Origin of the sequence: Brevibacterium sanguinis, assembly GCF_003315415.1 — a bacterium.
Lineage (GTDB): Bacteria > Actinomycetota > Actinomycetes > Actinomycetales > Brevibacteriaceae > Brevibacterium > Brevibacterium celere_A.
This window is the reverse complement of sequence record NZ_QNSB01000001.1, coordinates 99,457-118,210: the sequence shown is the minus strand read 5'-3', so window position 1 is coordinate 118,210 and position 18,754 is coordinate 99,457. Positions and strand designations below refer to the sequence as shown.

Below are 18,754 nucleotides of genomic sequence, written 5' to 3'. Positions count from 1 at the left end.
CTCGGCGTTGCCCGCTCTTCACCCGGTCATCGTCCACTGGGAGGGTGAGAGTCGCGATCATTGCCGAGTCATTCCTCCCCAACATGAACGGGGTCACCCACTCACTGCTGCGAGTCCTCGACCACCTGCGCGATCGGGGCGACGAGGTCCTCGTCATCGCTCCCGGCACCCGCCGTGACGGTCCGAAGGAGGTCGCCGGCGCCCGCATCGTCCGGGTCCCGTCGATCGCGCTGCCGAAATACCGGCGCATCCGCGTCGCTCCGGGCGGAGTCAGCCGGGTGCGGCGGCTCCTCGAGGCCTTCTCCCCCGACGTCGTCCACCTGGCGAGTCCGTTCGTGCTCGGCTGGCGAGGGGTCCTCGCGGCGCAGAGCCTCGGACTGCCCAGTGTCGCGATCTACCAGACCGAGGTCCCCGCCTACGCCTCCCGCTACGGGATGCACGGGATCGAGGCGATGCTGTGGACGCATGTGCGCAACATCCACCAGCACGCGTCCCTGACACTGGCGCCGTCGACGTACACCGTGCGTCAGCTGCGGGATCTCGGCATCGCCGAGGTGGACCTGTGGGCGCGCGGAGTCGACTCCACCCGCTTCGGCCCCGAGCACCGCTCGGAGACCTGGCGGGCGTCCGCGGTCCAGGGTGCCGAGAGGATCATCGGCTTCGTCGGACGCCTGGCAGCGGAGAAGCAGGTCGAGGACCTCGCCGTCCTCGCCGACATCCCCGATGCCCGCCTCGTCATCGTCGGGGACGGGCCGTGGCGCTCGCGGCTCGAACGGGCTCTGCCGACAGCGCGGTTCACCGGGTTCCTCGGCGGTGACGCGCTGGCCCAGGCGGTGGCGAGCTTCGACGTCATGGTCGCCCCCGGCGAGCTCGAGACCTTCTGCCAGACCATCCAGGAGGCGATGGCCTCCGAGGTCCCGGTCATCGCTCCGGCCCGGGGCGGCCCCCTCGACCTCGTCGACTCCTCCCGCACCGGGTGGCTCTACGCCCCGAAGGACCTGCCGGCGATGCGCCGGCACGTCGTCGACCTCCTCGGCGACGAGGCGAAGCGGCGCGCGTTCGGTCGGGCGGGGCGGGAGCAGGTGCTGGGCCGGAGCTGGAAGAGCGTGTGCTCCCAGCTCGTCGGACACTACGCGCGGGCGATCGAGAATCCCGCGCCGCAGGTCCTCGGCCGCGGCATCGCCCGCCGTCTCGCCCCGCACTGAGGCGACGCGGACGCCGGAGGCCGTGCAACGTGCCGGCCGGGTGCCGGAGGCCGTGCAACGTGCCGGCCGGGAGCCGGCAGCGTGCCGGCCCGCCACTCCCCCGCCGGGGGCCGGCCCGCCACTGCCCCAGTTCGTCACGGATGCGCCGGTCAGGAGTGGGGCAAACGCGACGAAGTGGGGCAACGGCGGATCCTCCACCCGTGAAGTGGGGGCTTGCGTGGCGAAGTGGGGCAGCGGCGGGCACACCGCAGTGGGGCGTTCGCGACGAAGTGGGGCTGGCGGGACGAAGTGGGGCAACGGCGGGCCCTCCACCCGCGAAGTGGGGCAACGGCGGGGTTCACCGCAGAGGGTCAATCGTGACGAAGTGGGGGGGCAATGACGGGCTCACCGCAATGTAGCCGCGCGACGAATCGGGGCGTGCGAGATGCAACAGGGCCGCATGACGAGGGGCCCTCGACGTGGGGTGGGACCGCAGGTCGTCGATGCTCCCATGTGTCCACGCGATGTCAGTCGACGCTCCCATGAGTCGACGCGATGTCAGTCGACGATGCCTCGGGCGTCGAGCGCCCGCCCCGTGTCCTGCGCGTACTTGACCGAGCGGAGGATCGCCGGGACGACCCGGGCCCTGATGCTCGTCTCCAGTCCCCGGGCCCGGGCGGCGCGATCACCCTCGCCCAGCAGGCCGGACAGGTGGGAGATCGCGCGGACCATGAGGCTTGCCGTCAGGGCGATCGTCTCCGGGTTCGCCCCGAGGAAGCGCAGCGGCGAGACGATCACTCTGAAGGCGTCGAGCAGCTGGGCGACCGTCGTCGTCAGGGTGAGCAGCAGGGCGGCCTGGACGCACGCGAAGACCGTGCCGGCGATCCTCATCCCGGCCGCCGGGGTGCCGATGAGCAGCTGCACGACCATGAGGACGGCGACGAGGACACCCGCATAGGCCCAGGTGAGGACGAAGTGACGCAGGCGCAGTCGGGCGGTCAGCCCGATGGCCACGAGCACTCCGGCCAGCGTCCAGTTGATCGCGGCGTCGCGGAGGACGAGGGCGACGATCCCGATGAGCGCGATGACCGCGAGCTTCCACCCCGCCGGGACGCGGTGCAGCCACCCGGATTCCCGGGCGACCCTCCCGAACAGCTGGAGCCTGGGCCGGATGCCTGCGCTCACGGGGACCCGCTCATGATGAGCGCCCGGTAGGCCGCGACGGCCTCTGCCGGTGCCGAGTCGTGGACGATCCGTCCGTCGTCGACGACGAGGACCCGCTCGGCCAGTTCGGCGAACTCGAGGTCGTGGGTGGAGAGGATCACGCGCACGCCGCGACGGGCGACGATCTCACCGAGGAGGGTGCGCAGCCTCTCGCGGTTGCGCAGGTCGAGGAGGGTCGTCGGCTCATCGAGCACGAGGATCTGCGGATCGACCGCGAGCACCGCGGCCAGGGCCACGAGCTGCCGCTGCCCGCCCGAGAGCTCGTAGACGCTGCGCTCGGCGAGGTCGGCGATCCCGAACTCGTCGAGCACCGCCAGCGCCGCCTCCCGCCGCTCGGGCTTGGGCACGCGCTTGCGCAGGGACAGTTCGATGTCCTCGAGCGGCGTCGGCATGACGAGCTGGGCGGCGGGGTCGGTGAACACGAATCCCACTCGGGAGCGCACCGCGGCGGGCGAGGTCACCGGGTCGATGCCGTCGACGAGGACACGCCCCGTGGTCGCGGTGACGAGCCCGTTGAGGAGCTGGAGGAGCGTCGACTTCCCCGAGCCGTTGGCGCCGATGAACGCGACCCTCTCCTCCCGCAGCGTGACATCGACGTCACTGAGGATGTCCCTCCACACGTCGCCTGCGGGGGTGTCGTCGAGCACGCCGACCCCAACGCCCGAGAACCGGATCTCACGCGCACCGGAGGTGTCCGTTCCCGCCGAGGCGGTCTGCGAGGAGGGCCCCGCCGAGGCTGACGGCATGACAGCGTCGGAGGCGGGCGACGCCGTCGTCCGGGCCCGTGCGCGCCGGCGGCCGAACCGTCTCACCGGCGGGTGCCGCCGGTCCCGGAGGCGGTCGCCGCGCCGGACGTGGGGGCACCCGGCGCGGAGGCTCCCGGCGCCTGGGCTCCGCGGCGGCGGAGGATCTCGGGGAAGGCGCGGTGGATGATCAGGGCGACGGACACGGCGAGGACGGTCTTGATGATGTCCCCGGGCCAGTAAGCGAGGTCGGCGAGGGCGGCGACGCCCAGGGGCAGGTCGGCGTTGATCGACATGCCGAGGATCCCCAGGGGGTGGTTGATGAGGAGGCTCGAGCCGAGCGCTCCGACGAACAGCGCGACGGCCAGGCGGGCGCCGCGCAGTCGGCGCAGGGCCCAGCGGGCGACGAACCCTGCCGCCAGCGCGTAGAGGGTGAACGAGAGGAGGTAGCCGGCGCTCGGCCCGGCGAGCACCCCGATCCCGCCGGTGAGACCGGTGAGGATCGGCAGGCCGAGGAGGCCGAGCACGACGTAGAGCAGCACGGCCGCGGCTCCGCGCCAGGGTCCGAGGACGAGGCCGCAGAGAGCGACCGCGAAGGTCTGCAGGGTGATCGGCACACCTGCGGGCCCGATCGGGATCGGCGGCATGATCGCCAGGGCCGCGAGCAGGGCGGCGAAGACGGCGATGAGCGAGATGTCCCCGGCCCGGCTCGTCCTGCCGGTGCGGAGGCGTCCCCCGGGCGCGGCAGGGGGAACCGGGGCGGCGGTGTCAGGTTGCAAGGGGGTCATGGGTTCTCCAATGGTCGGCGGTGCCCTTGACGGGCACCACCCACCATAACTGAACAGTGTTCAGGAGCGTGAACCGGGTCCCGGGAACCCGGTTCGGCTCACTCCCATTCGATGGTGCCCGGCGGCTTCGAGGTGACGTCGAGGACCACGCGGTTGATCTCGTCGACCTCGTTCGTGATCCGATTGGAGATCACGGCGAGCGTGTCGTACGGGACCCGGGTCCAGTCGGCCGTCATCGCGTCCTCGCTGGAGACGGGACGGAGCACGACGGGGTGACCGTAGGTGCGGCCGTCTCCCTGGACGCCCACGGAGCGGACGTCGGCCAGGAGGACGACCGGGCACTGCCAGATCTCTCCGTCGAGGCCCGCCCTCGTCAGCTCCTCGCGGGCGATGGCGTCGGCACGGCGGAGGACGTCGAGTCGCTCCTCGGTGACCTCGCCGATGATGCGGATGCCCAGTCCCGGCCCGGGGAACGGCTGCCGGGAGACGATGGCCTCGGGGACTCCGAGCTCCCGGCCGATGGCCCGGACCTCGTCCTTGAACAGGGCGCGCAGCGGTTCGATGAGCTCGAACGTGAGATCGTCGGGCAGTCCGCCGACGTTGTGGTGGCTCTTGATGTTCGCGGTCCCCGAGCCCCCGCCGGATTCGACGACGTCGGGGTAGAGGGTGCCCTGGACGAGGAAGCCGATCTCCTCGCCCTCGTCCTTGGCCTCGAGCACGAGATCGGCCGCAGCGGTCTCGAAGGTGCGGATGAACTCGCGGCCGATGATCTTGCGCTTGGTCTCGGGGTCGGTGACCCCGGCGAGCTCGGACAGGAAGCGCTCGCGGGCGTCGATCGTCACCAGACGCACGCCGATGGAGTCGACGTAGTCGTTCTCGACCTGTTCGCGCTCTCCCTGACGCAGGAGACCGTGGTCGACGAACACGCAGGTGAGCTGGTCGCCGATCGCCTTGTGGACGAGGGCTGCGGCGACCGAGGAGTCGACTCCGCCCGACAGGGCGCAGATGACCTTCTTGTCGCCGACGCGCGAGCGGATGAGCTCGACCTGCTCGTCGATGACGGATTCGTTGGTCCAGTCGGCCTCGAGGCCGGCGACCTTGTAGAGGAAGTTCTCGAGGATCCTCTGCCCGTTCTCCGAGTGGAGGACCTCGGGGTGCCACTGGACGCCGGCGAGTCCGCGGGCGGGGCACTCGAAGGCGGCGACCGGGGTGTCAGGGGTCGAGGCGAGGACCTCGAAGTCGGCCGGCGCCTCGGTGACGGAGTCCCCATGGGACATCCACACCTTGTAGCCGTCGGGGGTGCCGTCGAGCAGGGAGCCGGCGCTGCTCACCGCGACCTGGGTCGATCCGTACTCGCGCTTGTCGGTGCGGGCGACGCGGCCGCCGAGGCTGGTCGCCATGAGCTGGAACCCGTAGCAGATGCCCATCGTCGGGACGCCGAGGTCGAAGACCTTCTCGTCGAAGCTCGGGGCGCCTTCGTCGTTGACGCTCGAGGGCCCGCCGGAGAGCACGATCGCGACCGGCTTCCTGGCGGCGAACTCGGACGCCGGGGCGTCATGGGCGATGATCTCGGAATACAGTCCGGCCTCGCGGATCCGCCTGGCGATGAGCTGTGCGTACTGCGCACCGAAATCGACCACGAGGACAGGAGGGACCTGTGTGCTCTGGGTTTGCGTCATGCCCCAATTCTAATCACCGTCGCGGCGCGCTCCCGTCACCGGGCACGACGCCCGCCGGGGCCCTCAGTTCGTCTTCGGGGCGACGACGACGGCGGCTTCGAGCTCGGCCTCGACCTGCCGGGTGATCCGCCGTTCGAGGATGAAGGACATCACCGGGACCACGCCGGCCAGCGCCAGCACGATGTAGCGGCCCAGTGACCAGCGCATCTGCTGATTGAGCCAGAAGCAGCCGATGAGGTAGACGACGTAGCACCAGCCGTGGCAGATCGCGATCGCGGCGGCCAGGTTGAACTCCCCGAACATGAGAGCGGTGGAAGGGTCGGCGGCGATGAGGTACTTGTAGATCATCTCGACGGTGAGGATGAGAAGCATCACACCGGTGATGATGGCCATCACCCGGTAGAACTTCTCGGCATTGCGCGCCGAGGTGAAGCGCTTGACGCTCCACACGGCGTCCTCGTCGAACTCGGGGCGGGAATCCAAGGACTCGGGTTCGTGGCTCACGCTCAGTTTCCTTCGGTCGGTCTGTCGTCGGTGGGTCCGGCTGCGCGTCGGCGCTTGGCGCCGTGCCGGTGGGCGGGCAGTCCGGTCAGTCCAGCCATCACCTCGGGGTCGATCGCGGACTCGCCTGCGGCCTTGACGACAACGTACTCGGCCTGGTTCCCAGAATGCTGGGAACCACCGTCCGTGCCCTCGAGGCGGCGGCGCAGGAAGTCGTCGCGCAGCAGCTGCCACCACATGTACAGGGCCATCCCGGCGAAGATCAGCCACTCGGCCGCGTAGACGGCCGACTGCAGGTCGAATCCGCCCTCGTCACGGGTGGTCGTCGGAGGCACGGCGGTGAGTCCGCCGGTGCCCACGGACGCCGCCGGCCCGGTCGCCGATTCGGGGATGAGGAAGCCGGAGTAGGTGAGCACGTCCGGGAACAGGTTGATCAGCTGCGAGGTCGACACGGTGTGGACCTGACCGTCGGGCAGGTCGGCCGTGGGCATCGGGCCCTCGACCGGTCCGATGCGGGCGATCATCTCCACCGGTCCGGACTCGGCCCGGGACCGACTGGCCGTGGCCTCGTCGGTGGTGAAGCCGCGCAGCACCGGGATCGCGATCGTCTTCCCCTCGGGATCGAGGGTCGCCTCCTCGCCGAGGCGGGCGCCGTCGGGGGCGAACATCGTCACGACCCAGTATCCGTCCGCCCCGTCGAGGACCCGGCCCGGGACGACGACCTGGGCGTCGGGCAGCCAGTGCCCGGTCAGGGACACCCGCTGGTCGGCGAGGATGCCGGGCATCGGCACCTGGGCGGCCATGACGTCGTTGAAGGGCTTGAGCTCCTCGACGTTCTGGGCGTCGGTGACGTCGTTCTTGTGCTGGGCTCGGTCGACCTGCCAGGCCGACAGCCCGACGAAGCACGTGACGAGCACGAGCACGAGCAGCAGGGACCCCAGCCATCTGGGGGTCAGCGCCAAGCGGAACAGACTAGACCCCCGACCCCGGCTGGTAGGGCGAGACCGTGATGTCGACGCGCTGGAACTCCTTGAGGTCGAGGTAGCCGGTGGTCGCCAGCGCCCGGCGCAGGGCTCCGGCGAGGTTGAGCTCGCCGATCGCGGTGCGGCCGGGCCCGAACAGGACCTGCTCGAGGCTGCCGACGGTCCCGAGCTCCACGCGGTGCCCGCGCGGCAGCTCCGGGTGGTGCGCCTCGGCGCCCCAGTGCATCCCCCGGCCCGGGGCCTCGGTCGCCCGGGCGAGCGCGGTGCCCAGCATGACGGCGTCGGCGCCGACGCCGAAGGCCTTGACGATGTCGCCGCTCTTGCCGAGACCGCCGTCGGCGATGACGTGGACGTAGCGGCCGCCGGATTCGTCCATGTAGTCGCGGCGGGCGGCGTGGACGTCGGCGATGGCGGTGGCCATCGGCGCGTGGATGCCCAGGGTCCGGCGCGTGGTCGCGGCCGCTCCCCCGCCGAAGCCGACGAGGACGCCCGCGGCGCCGGTGCGCATGAGGTGCAGGGCGGCGGTGTACGTCGCGGCGCCGCCGACGATGACGGGGACGTCGAGCTCGTAGATGAACTGCTTGAGGTTGAGCGGCTCGGCCTGGGAGGACACGTGCTCGGCCGAGACGGTGGTGCCGCGGATGACGAAGATGTCGACTCCCGCGTCGATCACCGTCTTGGAGAACTGCTGGGTCCGCTGCGGGGTCAGGGCACCGGCGACGGTGACTCCGGCCTCACGGATCTGGGCGAGTCGGGCGGTGATGAGCTCGGCGCGGATCGGGGCGGAGTAGAGCTCCTGCATCCTGGCCGTCGTCATCTCGGCGGGGAGCTGGGCGATCTCGGCGAGCAGCGGGGTGGGGTCCTCGTAGCGGGTCCAGAGTCCTTCGAGGTCGAGCACCCCGAGCCCGCCGTGGCGACCGAGGGCGATGACGGTCTCAGGCGACATCGCCGAGTCCATGGGGGCGCCGATGAACGGAAGGTCGAAGTGATAGGCGTCGATCTGCCAGCTCAGGGACACGTCCTCGGGGTCCCTCGTGCGCCGGGCGGGGATGATGGCGATGTCGTCGAGGGAGTACCCCCGGCGCCCGCGCTTGCCTTTGCCGATTTCGATTTCAGAACTCACCCGTACAGGCTATCCCACGGCGCCGACACAGGAATCCCAGCCCACTATGAGGAACATCCCGTCTCCCCCGCGCCCGCGGCGGTCAGCGGGCGAGGTACTCGGCGACGACCGCCTCGGCGGCGGTGACGAAGGCACGCACGTGCGGCAGGTGGGCCTCCCGGTCGCGCACGTGCATGACGACCCGACGCAGGGGCACCGGGTCGACGAGGTCGACGGCGACGAGGCCGTGCGGCAGCCGGACCGTGGACAGGCGGGGCAGCACGGTGATCGCGAGGTCCGAGGCGACGAGCGCGAGGGCCGCGAACTCGTCCTCCGAGGCGGCGAAGGTCCGGGGCTGGAATCCGGCGGCGGCGCAGGCGAGGTCGACGACCGTGCTCGTCGGCCCCGCCCACAGGTCGTAGTCGACCCAGCGCTCGTCGGCGAGGTCCTTGAACGGGACCGAGCCGAGGCCGGCGAACTCATGGGTGTCGGCGACGACGACCCGGTAGTCGTCATCGAAGAGCACGGTGCGCGTCATTCCCGGCAGTCGGGTCTCCCCCTGCTGCGGGACCTCGTTGCGGATCTCGATCGTGCAGTGGCTGCGGCGGACCTTCGCGGGCTCGTTGAGCTGGATGTCGAAGCGCAGATCGGGATGGGCCCCGACCACGGGTTCGATGATGTCGGGCAGCAGTCGGGCGTTGAATGAGGTGAAGGCGGCGATTCGCATGCGCGGCCGATTCACCCAGCGGTGGCTCTCGACGAGGGAGTCGAGGCGGGCGAGCCCGGTGAAGACGTCGGCGGACTCCTCGGCGAGGCGCCTGCCGAGGTCGGTGATCTCGATCCCGCGTCCCGACCTGCGGTAGAGCGGGGCGCCGACGGACCGCTGCAGCGTGGTGATGTGCTGACTGACGGTCGCGGAGGTGTAGTTGAGGCTCCTCGCCGCGGCCGCGACCGAGCCGGTGGCGACGACGGCCCGCCAGATGCGCAGTCGATTGAGGTCCCACATGCGGCCAGCCTAGCCGATCATCAGGCGTGGCCTGATGATCGTTGGGAAATGATTGATATTCCCGATGCATCGTCCGCGCCCGCGATGGCGGAGAATCGAAGCACTCGCCCGCGCAGACCACCCGAAGGAGCAGCATGACCGGACCCGAACTCGCCGCGATCGCCGGTGCCGCGACCGTCCTGGCCGTGACCCCCGGCCCCGAGACGATCCTCACGGTCCGGCTCTCCGCCCTGCGCCGCAAGGCCGGCCTCATCTACTCGCTCGGTTCGGCCACGGGGATGACCGTCTGGATGATCGCCGCCCTCACCGGCGTCTCCGCCCTGCTCAGGGCCTACCCCTCCGCCCTGCTCGTCCTCAAGCTCGTCGGCGGACTCTATCTGTGCCTCCTCGGGTTCCTCGCCGCCCGGCAGGCCCTGCGCATCCGCGCCGAGCTGCGGTCGCGCCCGCCGCTGGGACCCGTGAGCGCGATCGCCGAGGCGAGCGACGACCTCATCGCGACCGCCGCGGAATCCGCCGCGGGCGCAGGCGGCGCGTCTGGCCCGGACACGGGACAGTCGGGATCGTCGTGGGGTCACCTGCGGTCGCTCATCTCGTATCGGCGCGGCCTCATTTCCTCCCTGAGCAACCCCAAGGCGGGCCTGTTCTTCCTCGCCGTCATGCCGACCCTCGTCCCCGCCTCCCCGACCGGCCCCGACTACGCCGTGCTCATCGCCGTCGTCGTCGGCCTGCTGCTCGCCTATCAGCTGGTCCTCGCCCTGGTCGCCGGTTACGCGGCGGCGGCCCTGCAGCGGCGCAGCACGGACTTCGTCATCGAGGCCGTCTCCGCGGTGGTCCTCATCGGCATGGGCATCGCCGTCGCCGCGCTGCCCCTCTGACTGCTCGGCTCCTGACGGCTCACCCCCTGAGGCCCAGCTCGAGGGCGCAGTTGTCGATGAGCCGTGTCCCTGAGACGGTCGCGGAGACGAGCAGCAGCGCCGAACCACTGAAGTCCGGCGGGCAGGGGCGGAAGGTCTCGGCGACGACGAGGGCGAGGTAGTCGAGCTCGAGGCCGCCGGCCGACTCCGCCTCCTCGAGCACCGCGCGGGCGGCCGCCTCGACGGCCCGGGGAGCAGCGGTCCCGGCCTCGATCGCCTCGGGCCGACGGCCCTCCCCAGCGGCGTCGGCCGCGGCCCGCAGGGCCCGGGGAATCGCGAGGGCCACCCGCCGGTCCGCGGCGTCGAGGTACTCGTTGCGGCTCGACATCGCCAGGCCGTCGGCATCCCGGACGACGGGCAGGCCGATGAGCTCGACGGCGAGGTTGAGGTCGGCGATCATCCTCTTGACGAGGAAGAACTGCTGGATGTCCTTGAGCCCGAAGACGGCGCGGTGCGGTGCGGTGAGGGCGAACAGCTTGGCGACGACCGTGAGCACTCCGTCGAAGTGGCCGGGCCGCGAGGCTCCTTCGAAGACCTCGCCCATCCGCCCGGCCGAGACCCGCACCTCCGGGGCCGAGGGGTACATCTCGCCCAGCGCCGGGGCGAAGACGAAATCGACGCCGGCCTGATCGCACGTGGCGAGGTCGGCGTCGAAGGGGCGGGGGTAGCGGACGAAGTCCTCGTCCGCGCCGAACTGCAGGGGGTTGACGAAGATGCTCGTCACGACCGCGTCCGCGGACTCGCGGGCCCGGGCCATGAGCGCCTGGTGTCCGGAGTGGAGAGCGCCCATCGTCGGCACGAGGGCGACCGTTCCCGTCTGCGCCGCCCGCCACGCCCGCAGCGCCTCGATGCCTCCGACCTCCATCAGAAGCTCCGCTCGGGCTCGGGGAAGGCTCCGCTCCGCACCTCGGCGACGTATTCGCTCACGGCTGCGGTGAGCACCGAGTGGAGATCGGCGTAGCGCTTGACGAAGCGCGGCGCCGTCCCCGGGCGCAGCCCCGCCATGTCCTGCCACACGAGCACCTGGGCATCGCATCCGACGCCCGCGCCGATGCCGACCGTCGGGATCGCGAGCTCGGCGGTCACCTGCGCCGCGAGGTCGGCGGGCACCATCTCCATGACCACGGAGAACGCCCCCGCCTCGGCGACGGCCCGGGCGTCGGCGAGCAGCGCCTCGGCCGCGTCCCCGCGCCCCTGCACGCGGTAGCCGCCGAGGCTGTGCTCGGCCTGCGGGGTGAAGCCGATGTGCGCCATGACCGGGATCCCGGCGGCGGTGATCGCGGCGATCCGGGAGGCGGCCCGCTGCCCGCCCTCGAGCTTGATCGCGTGGACCTCCGCCTCCTTCATGAACCGCACCGCGGTCGCGACCGCCTGCTCATCGGAGATCTCATAGCTGCCGAAGGGCAGGTCGGCGACGACGAGCGCCCGCTGCGTCGCGCGGGAGACGGCCCGGGCGAGCGGGATGAGCTCGTCGACCGTGACCGGCAGCGTCGTCTCATGGCCGTAGACGTTGTTCGCCGCCGAGTCCCCGACGAGCAGCGCCTCGACCCCGGAGTCCTCGAAGATCGCGGCGGTGCACTGGTCGTAGCTCGTGAGCATCGCCCACCGCCTGCCCTCGGCCTTGGCCCGGATGAGGTCGCGGGTGCGGATCCGGCGCCGAGGCGGGGGCGCCGTCTCGGTCGGCCGGCCGTAGGGTGCCGGCTCCTCGGCTCCGTGGGAATCAACTGCAGTCATGGGGGTGTCCTCGTCTCCGGCGTCGGCGTCTCTCGCCCCGCCGACACCACCCTAAGACATGACCCCACAAGCCCCTCACCCCCGCCGATCGAGGTTATTCCGGTCCGTCGTGACGGCGATTCCGCCGACCGGAATGACCTCGATCTCGCGAGACCGCGTTTGCGCTCCTCGCCATCACCCGATTAAGCTCAGATCTGCGTTAATAGTCGCCGAGACTCCCACCCCCGACCCCGAGGACGATGATGACCCCCGCCGCTTCGCTCGAGCTCACCCTCAAGGACATCTCCACCGGTCGGGCGTCGGGGTCGATGTGCTCCGCCGACCTCACCGAGGAACCGTGGGTCATCGACACGACTCCAGGGTACGGCCCCGGAGCCTCGACCGCCGATCCGATCCCGCTGTCGGCCCCGCGCCAGGGCGAGATCCCCCGTGAGTACCGGGACGCCTCGGCGGCGGAGCTGCGCGAGCGGATCGTCCGCGCCAAGGCCGAGCTCGGCGAGCGGGTCGTCGTCCTCGGCCACCACTACCAGCGCGTCGAGGTCGTCGAGCACGCCGACTACATCGGCGACTCGTTCATGCTCGCCCGGGCCGCGCAGAACCATCCGGAGGCCGAGGCGATCGTCTTCTGCGGCGTCCACTTCATGGCCGAGACCGCCGACCTCCTCTCGTCACCCGACCAGGCCGTCATCCTGCCCAACCTCGCCGCCGGCTGCTCGATGGCCGACATGGCCGACATCGACCAGGTCGAGGACTGCTGGGAGCAGCTGACCGAGATCCTCGGCACCGAGCCCGACGCCGCGGGCAGGGTGCCCGTCGTCCCGGTCACCTACATGAACTCCTCGGCGGCGATCAAGGGCTTCTGCGGGCGCAACGGGGGCATCGTGTGCACCTCCTCGAACGCCGAGGTGGTCCTCGAATGGGCGTTCGAACGGGGTCAGCGGGTGCTGTTCTTCCCCGACCAGCACCTCGGACGCAACACCGCCCTGCGCATGGGCATCGGGCTCGACGCGATGCCGCTGTGGAATCCCGCCAGGCCCCTGGGCAACAACGACGAGCAGACGCTGCGCGACTCCAAGGTCATCCTGTGGCAGGGCTTCTGCTCGGTCCACAAGCGCTTCACCCCCGCCCAGATCGAGAAGGCCCGCAGCGCACACCCGGGTGTGCGCGTCATCGTCCACCCCGAATGCCCGCAGGAGACCGTGGCCGCCGCCGACGAGTCCGGATCGACGGCGTACATCACGAAGGCCATCGCCGAGGCGGCCGAGCCGACCGTCTTCGCGATCGGCACCGAGATCAACCTCGTCCAGCGACTCGCCGCCGAGCACCCGCGGCACACGGTCTTCTGCCTCGACCCCGTCGTGTGCCCGTGCTCGACGATGTACCTGATCCATCCCGGCTACCTCGCCTGGGTCCTCGAATCCCTGCTCGAGGGCACCGTGGTCAACCGGATCGCGGTCGACGCCGAGGTGGCCGAGCCGGCCCGTCTCTCCCTCGAGCGGATGCTCGCCGCGAAGCCGCGGGTCTGAGCCGGCATGGCACACGTCGTCATCCTCGGCTCCGGGATCGCCGGACTCACGACCGCCCTGCGCCTCGTCGGCCACCACGACGTCACGCTGGTGACGAAGGGCCGCCTCGGCGCATCGACCACTGCCCTGGCCCAGGGCGGGATCGCCGGAGCCCTCTTCCCCGACGACAGCGTCGACTCGCACGTCGCCGACACGCTGGCCGCCGGTTCCGGGCTCTGCGACGAGGCCGCGGTGCGCGCCCTGTGCTCCGAGGGTCCCCCGCGGATCCTCGACCTCGCCGCCGCCGGCGTCCGCTTCGACCGGGCACCCGCGCGACCGGGTGCGGGAGGCGTCCGCCCCGGCGAGGTCTGGCGCGACTGGGCGCGCGGCCTCGAGGGCGCGCACTCGGTGCCGCGCATCTACCACTCCGGGGGCGATGCGACGGGGCGGGCGATCATCGACGCACTGACCCTGGCCCTGCGCGCCGAGGCGGTCGCGGGCACCGTGGTCCTGCGCGAGCACTCGATGCTCGTCGACGTGCTCCCCGGACGCGGGGTCACCCTGCTCGGCGCCGGGGCGGTCGAGACCCTGAGCGCCGACGCCGTCGTCCTCGCCACCGGCGGGGCGGGGCGCCTCTATGCCCACACGACGAATCCGCCCGGGGCCACGGGCGACGGCCTCGCCGCGGCGATCCGCGCCGGTGCCGCGGTGCGCGACCTCGAGTTCTGCCAGTTCCATCCCACCGCGCTCGCGGGCACCGGATTCCTCGTCTCGGAGGCGGTGCGCGGGGCCGGGGCCGTCCTCCGCGATGCCCGGGGCACCCGGTTCATGCCGCGCCTCGACCCCCGCGGAGAGCTCGCTCCCCGGGACGTCGTGGCGCTCGCGATCCACCGCGCCATGGCCCGACAGGGAGGTGCCCCCTGCTTCCTCGACGCCCGCGCGGTGCCCGAGGTGACCGCGCGCTTCCCGACCATCGCCGCCGGTCTCGCCGAGCACGGCCTCGATCCCGCCCGGGACCTCGTCCCGGTCACTCCGGCCGCGCACTACCTCATGGGCGGGGTCGCGACCGATCTCGAGGGACGGACCAGCATCGAGAGCCTCTATGCCGTCGGTGAGGTCGCGTGCACGAGGGTGCACGGCGCGAACCGGCTCGCGTCGAACTCGCTGGTCGAGGGCGCCGTGTTCGGTGTCCGGACGGCCGCCGCGATCCGCGCCGACCTCGCCGGAGACCACGCATGGCCCGGTCCCGACGCGACCGCGGTCTCGACGGACGGACCTTGTGCTGTCGGTCCCTCCGGCGGCCCGGCGCCCACCTCGGTGCTGCCGGTCCCTTCCACCGGGCGGCCCGGCACCTGGTCCCGCGAGCAGATCCAAGCCCTCGCGTGGGCCCACCTCGGTGTCGAACGCGATGAGCACGGGCTGCGCACGGTGCTCGACCGCCTCGGCGCGGGCGCGGTTCCGACGAGCCCCGCCGCGAACCCTGCCGCCTCCGCGGCGGCCGCGGTTCCGGCTCCCGAGGACCCCACCGACCTCGCCTCGGCGATCGAGACGGCGAATCTCGCGCTCCTCGCCCGCACGGTCGCCGCCCATGCCCTGGCCCGGGAGGAGAGCCGCGGAGCGCATGTCCGCGTCGACCGTCCCCTGCCCGCTCCCGCTCTTCCGGAGGTCCTCCCATGCTGACGCCCGCTGTGATCGAGAGGACCCTGCGCCTCGCCCTCGACGAGGACGCACCATGGGGCGACCTCACGGGCGAAACCGTCATCCCCGCCGAGGCGAGCGCTCGGGCGGTGCTCGGCGCCCGCGAGGAGGGAGTGCTCGCCGGGATCGAGGTCTTCGCGCGCGCCTTCACCCTCACCGACCCCGCCATCGACGTCGAGGTCCTCGCCGCCGACGCCGACTCCTTCGCCTCCGGCGACCGGCTCGCCGTCGTGACGGGCCCGGCGCGGGCGGTGCTCCGGGCCGAGCGGATCGCCCTCAACTTCTGCCAGCGGATGAGCGGGATCGCCACGCTCACCCGCGCCTTCGTCTCCGCGGCCAACGCCTCCCGCCCGGCAGAGGATCCGGTCCGCATCGCCGACACCCGCAAGACCACCCCCGGCCTGCGCGCCTTCGAGAAGCACGCCGTGCGCTGCGGCGGCGGGCACAACCACCGGTTCGGCCTCTCCGACGCGATCATGGTCAAGGACAATCACCTCGCCGTCCTGGCCGGAAGCCGCGCCGACGTCTCCGCCGCCCTCCGCGAGGCCAGGGCGGTCGTCGGCCACACGACGATGATCGAGGTCGAGGTCGACCGCCTCGCGCAGATCGCGGCGGTGCTCGACGGCGGGCCCGACATCATCATGCTCGACAACTTCAGCCTCGACGACCTCCGTGCCGGGGTCGAGCTCATCGCCGGCCGCGCCGTCGTCGAGGCCAGCGGCAACGTCACCCTCGAGACGGTGGGCGAGATCGCCGCCACCGGAGTCGACGTCATCTCCTCGGGCGCGCTGACCCACAGCGTCCGGGCCATCGACCTCGGGCTCGACCTCGACCTGGAGGCGAACTGACGTGGCGCCCGACTCCCCCGCCCACAGCGGCGTCACCCCATCGCTCACCCCTCTCTACCTCGACACCGCCGCGGCAGCGCCCGTCAGGCGCGAAGCCCTCGAAGCCGCCTGGCCGTACCTCACCGGCAGCTTCGGCAACCCTTCGAGCCATCACGAGATGGGCAGGGCGTCGGCGGAGGCGCTGCTCGAGGCGCGGCGGCGAGTCGCCCGGGTGCTCGGCATGCGCAGCACCGACATCGTCTTCACCAGCGGCGGCACCGAGGCGAACAACCTCGGACTCATCGGCATGGCACTAGGTGCCGGGGATGAGGACCCGAGAGCCGGCAGGGGCCGGGCACGGCGGCACCTCGTCACCTCGCCCCTCGACCATGAGGCGGTGCTCGCCTCGGCGGACTTCCTGCGGCGCCGGCACGGTTTCGACGTCACCGAGGTCGCCGTCGGAGCCGATGGCACCGTGACGCCGGCGGCCCTGGACCGGGCCCTGCGCGACGACACCGCCGTCGTCAGCCTGGGGTATGCGAACAACGAGATCGGGACGGTCACCGACGTCGCCGCCCTCGCCGAGGTCGCGCACGGGGCCGGCGCCCTGTTCCACACCGATGCCGTGCAGGCCGCCGGCTGGCTGCCGCTGTCGGGCCTCGGAGCCGATGCGCTCAGCCTCGCCGGGCACAAGGTGGGCGCGCCGAAGGGAATCGGGGTGGCGGCGATCCGCGCCCGGATCCCGCTCGAACCCCTCATCCACGGCGGCGGTCAGGAAGGAGGACGCCGCTCGGGCACGGAGAACGTGGCTCTGGCCGTGGCGTTCGCGACCGCGCTCGACCTCGCCGAGGCGCAGCGGGAGGAGGCCGCCGCCCGGGTAGCGCTCATTCGGGATCGCTTCATCGCCGAGGTCCTCGCCGAGGTCGACGGCGCCGTCCTCACCGGCAGCGCGGTCTCGCGCACACCGAACCATGCCTCGTTCTGCTTCCGCCGCACCAGCGGGGAGGCGATGCTCCTCGAGCTCGAACGGCTGGGCGTCACCGCCTCGAGCGGATCGGCCTGCGCGGCGGGTGCCGACGAGCCCTCGCATGTGCTCACCGCCCTCGGGATCGACGCCGAGACGGCGAGGACGAGTGTGCGCTTCACCTTTCCCGCGACCATGACGACCGAGATGGGACGCGCGGCCGCGGCCGCCGTCAGCGAGGCCGCGAAGCGCCTCGCCCTCGCCTACGCGTGAACCCGGCCGGCCAGGGAATGCTCACACTCGCCCCTGCCGCGGATGCCGCTGTGTCGCCTAGAATCGACAGTGACGAGGATGGCATTCTCCGCAGGGGGCTCCACCCTCGTCGGATGTCATCTCAGCCCCCTGGAAGAGGGCAGTCATGAGCCACGAATCCCCGTCCACGATCGAGACCGTTCCCTTCCACGCCAATCGCCGCGAGGCCGGAGTGCTCGTCGGCTACGACGGCTCGGACAACGCCGGACGCGCGCTCGAGTACGCGGCGGGCCTCGCGCTGCGCCGCGGCATCCGGCTGACCGTCGCCACCGCCTACAAGGTGCCGGTGATGATCTACACGACCCTGGCCGCCCTGCCCCACGAACCCGAGGACGAGGCGCGCCGGAAGGAGGCCGTGATCGTCCTCGACCATGCGCGCCGGCTCCTCGAGGGCTATCCCGGCGAGGTCGACTACCGCCTCGCCGAAGGCGATTCGGTCGGTGCCCTCGTCGGCCTCAGCGAGCACGCGCAGCTGGCCGTGGTCGGCGCACGCGGTCGTGGCGGGTTCCTCGGTCGCGTCCTCGGATCCGTCGCCTCGGCGTTGCCGGCGCATGCCAAGTGCCCGACGATCGTCCTCGACGCCTCACCCGACGGCACCGACGAGCAGGCGGCGAATCGCAGCGACGCCCAGGCGGAATCCGCGGACGCGCAGGCCGGCTCCGCGGGCGTCGCGGGGAAGTCCTTCGCCCTGCCGCACTCGCAGGCTCCCGTCGTCGCCGGCATCGACGGATCGCCGCAGGCGCGGACCGCGGTCCTCCAGGCGGCGCTCGCCGCGGTCGAGGCCGAGACCTCGCTCCACCTCCTCATGGCGCTGCCGCCGCTCGACGATCCGCTCGTGTGGTACCCCGAGCTCGTCGTCGACTACAAGGACCTCACCGACCGGCGCCGAGGCGAGCTCGAGAGATCCCTGGGCGCTGAGATCGCGTGGATCGAGGGGCACTTCCGCACGCTGAACGTGGACGGCTCGGTCAAGGTCGGCGATCCGGTGGCGATCCTGCGGGAGGCCACGCGCACCGCTCAGCTCACGGTGGTCGGGTCGCGGGGCCGTGGTGCGATCAAGAGCGTCCTGCTCGGGTCGACGTCGAGAGACCTGCTCCACCATGCCGAGGGCCCGGTGATGGTGGTGCCGCCGCTCGCCGACGAACGGCTGGAGGATCAGCCCTCCGCGGTGTGACCCGGGGCCGGGTGGGACGGGCGTCCTCTCAGGTGATCCTCAGGACGGAGGTGTCTATCTTTCTCCGCGTTTCGGAGAGATGATGGATGCACACATTCGGTCGGGTGTGAGGGGGATGTCATGGATCTGCTCGTACTTCTCATCATCTGCGGGTTCTTCACGTCGATCGTGTTCGTCATCGGCCGCTTCGCCTGTCCCCGCTACGACCGCGTCCCGCTCATGGAGGTCGACCACGTCATCGCGTGGACGACGCTGCGCCGAGGCTGGCACGCGCTGGGAGCGATCGGCCCACTGACGAACGTCATCGATGAGCCCCCGGACCGGAACCCCGCCTGAGGAGCGTGGGAGCGCGCCCCTGTGCTCCCAGCCCGATCCCGTGCCTCCTGTGCTCCCGACCCGGTCGTGCCCTGCGCCCG

General features: G+C 71.7%; 18 protein-coding genes. 8 read left to right on the top strand and 10 right to left on the bottom strand.

Translation table 11 applies throughout. The features are described 5' to 3' along the window. The first annotated feature begins 44 nt into the window (after nt 1-44). A complete protein-coding gene (locus tag DFO65_RS00525; protein ID WP_220151219.1) occupies nt 45-1,205 on the top strand; it encodes a glycosyltransferase family 4 protein in 1,161 nt (386 codons plus the stop codon). Between the two features lie 537 nt (nt 1,206-1,742). Here the strand turns inward: DFO65_RS00525 and DFO65_RS00520 are convergent. The 8 genes from DFO65_RS00520 to DFO65_RS00485 form a co-directional block, all read right to left on the bottom strand. Beyond that, complete coding sequence (locus DFO65_RS00520; RefSeq protein ID WP_245940401.1) at nt 1,743-2,369, bottom strand: CbiQ family ECF transporter T component; 627 nt, start codon at nt 2,367-2,369, stop codon at nt 1,743-1,745. Beyond that, nucleotides 2,366-3,154, bottom strand: a complete 789-nt coding sequence (locus tag DFO65_RS00515) for an energy-coupling factor ABC transporter ATP-binding protein (protein WP_113902467.1) — start codon at nt 3,152-3,154, stop codon at nt 2,366-2,368. Before DFO65_RS00515 ends, DFO65_RS00520 begins: the two co-directional genes overlap by 4 nt. 62 nt (nt 3,155-3,216) lie before the next feature. After that, nucleotides 3,217-3,939 (bottom strand): biotin transporter BioY, encoded by a 723-nt coding sequence (locus tag DFO65_RS00510; RefSeq protein WP_113902466.1) that lies wholly within the window; start codon nt 3,937-3,939, stop codon nt 3,217-3,219. A gap of 98 nt (nt 3,940-4,037) precedes the next feature. Next, nucleotides 4,038-5,618, bottom strand: a complete 1,581-nt coding sequence (gene guaA / locus DFO65_RS00505) for a glutamine-hydrolyzing GMP synthase (protein ID WP_113902465.1) — start codon at nt 5,616-5,618, stop codon at nt 4,038-4,040. A 63-nt stretch (nt 5,619-5,681) separates the two neighbouring features. Beyond that, a complete protein-coding gene (locus DFO65_RS00500; protein ID WP_113902464.1) occupies nt 5,682-6,122 on the bottom strand; it encodes a DUF3817 domain-containing protein in 441 nt (146 codons plus the stop codon). Between the two features lie 2 nt (nt 6,123-6,124). Continuing rightward, nucleotides 6,125-7,081 (bottom strand): SURF1 family protein, encoded by a 957-nt coding sequence (locus tag DFO65_RS00495; RefSeq protein ID WP_245940400.1) that lies wholly within the window; start codon nt 7,079-7,081, stop codon nt 6,125-6,127. 10 nt (nt 7,082-7,091) lie between these two features. Continuing rightward, the gene (locus DFO65_RS00490; RefSeq protein ID WP_113902462.1) at nt 7,092-8,225 is read right to left on the bottom strand and encodes a GuaB3 family IMP dehydrogenase-related protein; all 1,134 of its coding nucleotides are present in this window, start codon (nt 8,223-8,225) and stop codon (nt 7,092-7,094) included. Between the two features lie 82 nt (nt 8,226-8,307). Then, nucleotides 8,308-9,210, bottom strand: coding sequence for a LysR family transcriptional regulator (locus DFO65_RS00485; RefSeq protein WP_113902461.1), 903 nt, complete (start codon nt 9,208-9,210; stop codon nt 8,308-8,310). A 134-nt stretch (nt 9,211-9,344) separates the two neighbouring features. Between DFO65_RS00485 and DFO65_RS00480 the strand changes: the two genes are divergently transcribed. Beyond that, nucleotides 9,345-10,085, top strand: coding sequence for a LysE family translocator (locus DFO65_RS00480; protein ID WP_113902460.1), 741 nt, complete (start codon nt 9,345-9,347; stop codon nt 10,083-10,085). A 19-nt stretch (nt 10,086-10,104) separates the two neighbouring features. On the opposite strand, the gene panC is transcribed toward DFO65_RS00480, so the two are convergent. Then, nucleotides 10,105-10,989, bottom strand: coding sequence for a pantoate--beta-alanine ligase (gene panC / locus DFO65_RS00475; RefSeq protein ID WP_113902459.1), 885 nt, complete (start codon nt 10,987-10,989; stop codon nt 10,105-10,107). Then, nucleotides 10,989-11,858, bottom strand: coding sequence for a 3-methyl-2-oxobutanoate hydroxymethyltransferase (gene panB / locus DFO65_RS00470; protein WP_113902458.1), 870 nt, complete (start codon nt 11,856-11,858; stop codon nt 10,989-10,991). The genes panC and panB overlap by 1 nt, the downstream gene beginning before the upstream one ends. 242 nt (nt 11,859-12,100) lie before the next feature. Here panB and nadA point away from each other — a divergent pair, with 242 nt between their 5' ends. The 6 genes from nadA to DFO65_RS00440 all read left to right on the top strand — a co-directional run bounded on the left by nadA (nt 12,101) and on the right by DFO65_RS00440 (nt 18,674). After that, the gene (gene nadA / locus DFO65_RS00465; RefSeq protein WP_113902457.1) at nt 12,101-13,384 is read left to right on the top strand and encodes a quinolinate synthase NadA; all 1,284 of its coding nucleotides are present in this window, start codon (nt 12,101-12,103) and stop codon (nt 13,382-13,384) included. A 6-nt stretch (nt 13,385-13,390) separates the two neighbouring features. Further along, nucleotides 13,391-15,043, top strand: coding sequence for an L-aspartate oxidase (locus DFO65_RS00460; RefSeq protein WP_113902456.1), 1,653 nt, complete (start codon nt 13,391-13,393; stop codon nt 15,041-15,043). Then, the gene (gene nadC / locus DFO65_RS00455) at nt 15,037-15,909 is read left to right on the top strand and encodes a carboxylating nicotinate-nucleotide diphosphorylase (RefSeq protein WP_113902455.1); all 873 of its coding nucleotides are present in this window, start codon (nt 15,037-15,039) and stop codon (nt 15,907-15,909) included. The genes DFO65_RS00460 and nadC overlap by 7 nt, the downstream gene beginning before the upstream one ends. A gap of 1 nt (nt 15,910) precedes the next feature. Then, nucleotides 15,911-17,125, top strand: a complete 1,215-nt coding sequence (locus tag DFO65_RS00450; RefSeq protein WP_113902454.1) for a cysteine desulfurase family protein — start codon at nt 15,911-15,913, stop codon at nt 17,123-17,125. A 145-nt stretch (nt 17,126-17,270) separates the two neighbouring features. Next, complete coding sequence (locus tag DFO65_RS00445; RefSeq protein ID WP_113902453.1) at nt 17,271-18,338, top strand: universal stress protein; 1,068 nt, start codon at nt 17,271-17,273, stop codon at nt 18,336-18,338. A 120-nt stretch (nt 18,339-18,458) separates the two neighbouring features. Continuing rightward, a complete protein-coding gene (locus tag DFO65_RS00440) occupies nt 18,459-18,674 on the top strand; it encodes a hypothetical protein (protein WP_113902452.1) in 216 nt (71 codons plus the stop codon). Nucleotides 18,675-18,754: the final 80 nt, after the last annotated feature.

Excerpts from the sequence above, each read along its gene's own strand:
- DFO65_RS00515 (WP_113902467.1), bottom strand. The coding sequence starts at position 3,154 with ATGCCGTCAGCCTCGGCGGGGCCCTCCTCGCAGACCGCCTCGGCGGGA.
- DFO65_RS00510 (WP_113902466.1), bottom strand. The coding sequence starts at position 3,939 with ATGACCCCCTTGCAACCTGACACCGCCGCCCCGGTTCCCCCTGCCGCG.
- guaA (WP_113902465.1), bottom strand. The coding sequence starts at position 5,618 with ATGACGCAAACCCAGAGCACACAGGTCCCTCCTGTCCTCGTGGTCGAT.
- DFO65_RS00485 (WP_113902461.1), bottom strand. The coding sequence starts at position 9,210 with ATGTGGGACCTCAATCGACTGCGCATCTGGCGGGCCGTCGTCGCCACC.
- DFO65_RS00480 (WP_113902460.1), top strand. The coding sequence starts at position 9,345 with ATGACCGGACCCGAACTCGCCGCGATCGCCGGTGCCGCGACCGTCCTG.
- panC (WP_113902459.1), bottom strand. The coding sequence starts at position 10,989 with ATGGAGGTCGGAGGCATCGAGGCGCTGCGGGCGTGGCGGGCGGCGCAG.
- panB (WP_113902458.1), bottom strand. The coding sequence starts at position 11,858 with ATGACTGCAGTTGATTCCCACGGAGCCGAGGAGCCGGCACCCTACGGC.
- nadA (WP_113902457.1), top strand. The coding sequence starts at position 12,101 with ATGACCCCCGCCGCTTCGCTCGAGCTCACCCTCAAGGACATCTCCACC.
- DFO65_RS00460 (WP_113902456.1), top strand. The coding sequence starts at position 13,391 with ATGGCACACGTCGTCATCCTCGGCTCCGGGATCGCCGGACTCACGACC.
- nadC (WP_113902455.1), top strand. The coding sequence starts at position 15,037 with ATGCTGACGCCCGCTGTGATCGAGAGGACCCTGCGCCTCGCCCTCGAC.
- DFO65_RS00445 (WP_113902453.1), top strand. The coding sequence starts at position 17,271 with ATGAGCCACGAATCCCCGTCCACGATCGAGACCGTTCCCTTCCACGCC.
- DFO65_RS00440 (WP_113902452.1), top strand. The coding sequence starts at position 18,459 with ATGGATCTGCTCGTACTTCTCATCATCTGCGGGTTCTTCACGTCGATC.